Source organism: Pseudomonas sp. GM33, from assembly GCF_000282295.1.
GTDB classification, from domain to species: domain Bacteria; phylum Pseudomonadota; class Gammaproteobacteria; order Pseudomonadales; family Pseudomonadaceae; genus Aquipseudomonas; species Aquipseudomonas laurylsulfatiphila.
In genome coordinates this window covers 1-1,680 of sequence record NZ_AKJO01000170.1, presented here as the reverse complement: position 1 = coordinate 1,680, position 1,680 = coordinate 1, and the positions used below count along the sequence as shown (strand labels likewise).

The 1,680-nt window shown below is 61.7% G+C and carries 3 protein-coding genes; 2 read left to right on the top strand and 1 reads right to left on the bottom strand.

The window, feature by feature from the left end; all coding sequences use genetic code 11:
* Positions 1 to 106: 106 nt before the first annotated feature.
* A complete protein-coding gene (locus PMI26_RS03765) occupies positions 107 to 574 on the bottom strand; it encodes a TlpA disulfide reductase family protein (protein ID WP_007979332.1) in 468 nt (155 codons plus the stop codon).
* A 114-nt stretch (positions 575 to 688) separates the two neighbouring features.
* Here PMI26_RS03765 and arsC point away from each other — a divergent pair, with 114 nt between their 5' ends.
* On the top strand, positions 689 to 1,042 hold the full coding sequence (gene arsC, locus PMI26_RS03770; RefSeq protein WP_007979330.1) for an arsenate reductase (glutaredoxin): 354 nt from the start codon (positions 689 to 691) through the stop codon (positions 1,040 to 1,042).
* Entirely contained in the window at positions 1,039 to 1,635 is a 597-nt protein-coding gene (wrbA, locus tag PMI26_RS03775; protein ID WP_007979329.1) for an NAD(P)H:quinone oxidoreductase, read from the top strand. Before arsC ends, wrbA begins: the two co-directional genes overlap by 4 nt.
* Positions 1,636 to 1,680: the final 45 nt, after the last annotated feature.

The following is a 1,680-nucleotide window of genomic DNA, read 5'->3' as shown; positions in this document are numbered from 1 at the left end:
TCGATGCTCCTACATCATGGTCCAAAAATGTTCGACCACTACACGGCAGCTCCTACAGGATTAGACGCAAACCTGTAGGAGCTGCCGAAGGCTGCGATCTTTTGCATTAATTTTTTGCCTGCAACGCCTCAAGCTTCGCCATCACCCCCGCCGCCGTCTGTTCACCCATCAACTGCTCACGCACCTTGCCCTTGTCATCAATGATGTACGTCACCGGCAATGCCTCGCTGCGCGGCAATTCGAACAATTCGGCAGGGTCCTGGGCCAACACCGTGAACCTGATCCCCAGTTTCTCGCTCGCGCCCTTCAGTTCCTGCCCCTGGACGTTGTCGAAGTTAACCCCGAACACACCGATTTTCTTGTCCTTGAGCTGCTCGGCCAGGGTGTTCAACTCCGGGATTTCGGTACGGCAGGGGCCGCACCATTCTGCCCAGTAGTTGAGTACCAGCCATTTTCCGTCCAGTCGGTCGGCGGCGATCTTGTGGCCGTCCTGGTCGATGCCATAGTCATTCCCGCACCCCCCCAGCATCAACGCTCCGATGATCGCCAATGCTGCTGCCAGTCGCCTTGTCATGTCGTGTTCCTTGTCAAAAATTGAATGCGCCTGCGACCCATCGCCTCTCACGGTTCTGGATTGCGCGCTGCACAGTTAGAATAGCCGCCACCTTACGCAAGATGCGACCCGCTCATGACCGATCTGACGCTTTATCACAACCCGCGCTGCTCGAAATCCCGCGGTGCGCTCGAACTGCTCGAAGCCCGTGGCCTGGCCCCGACCGTGGTGCGTTACCTGGACACTCCGCTGGACGCCACGCAAATCCAGCGCCTGCTGGGCAAACTCGGGATCAGCGCGCGGCAACTGCTGCGCACCGGCGAGGACGAGTACAAGACCCTCAATCTGGCCGACGGCAGCCTGAGCGAAGCGCAGTTGATCGCCGCCATCGCCGCCCACCCGAAACTGATGGAGCGACCGATTCTCGAAGTCGGTGACCAAGCCATCATCGGCCGCCCACCGGAGCAGATCCTGGAACTGTTGCCATGAGTGCACCTTACATTCTGGTTCTGTACTACAGCCGCAGCGGCTCGACCAACGAAATGGCCCGACAGATCGCCCGTGGCATCGAACAGGCCGGGCTTGAAGCCCGCCTGCGCACGGTGCCGGCGATTTCCACCGAGTGCGAAGCCGTTGCGCCGGATATTCCCGACGAAGGCGCGCTGTATGCCAGCCTCGACGACCTGAAGAACTGCGCCGGCCTGGCACTCGGCAGCCCGACCCGCTTCGGCAATATGGCCGCGCCGCTGAAGTACTTCCTCGACGGCACCAGCAACCTGTGGCTGACCGGCGCCCTAGTGGGTAAACCGGCCGGCGTGTTCACCTCCACCGCGAGCCTGCACGGCGGCCAGGAGACGACCCTGCTGTCGATGATGCTGCCGTTGTTGCACCACGGCATGCTGATCACCGGCCTGCCGTACAGCGAATCGGCACTGCTGGAAACCCAGGGCGGCGGTACGCCATACGGCGCCAGCCACCACGCCGGTGCCGACGGCAAAAGCGGCCTGGATAGCCATGAAGTGGCGCTGTGCCGCGCGTTGGGCATGCGCCTGGCCAAGACTGCACAGAAACTGGAGAGCTGAAGTGGCCAGGAAGCCGAAGATTCTCCCCGCCATTGACTGGCTCCC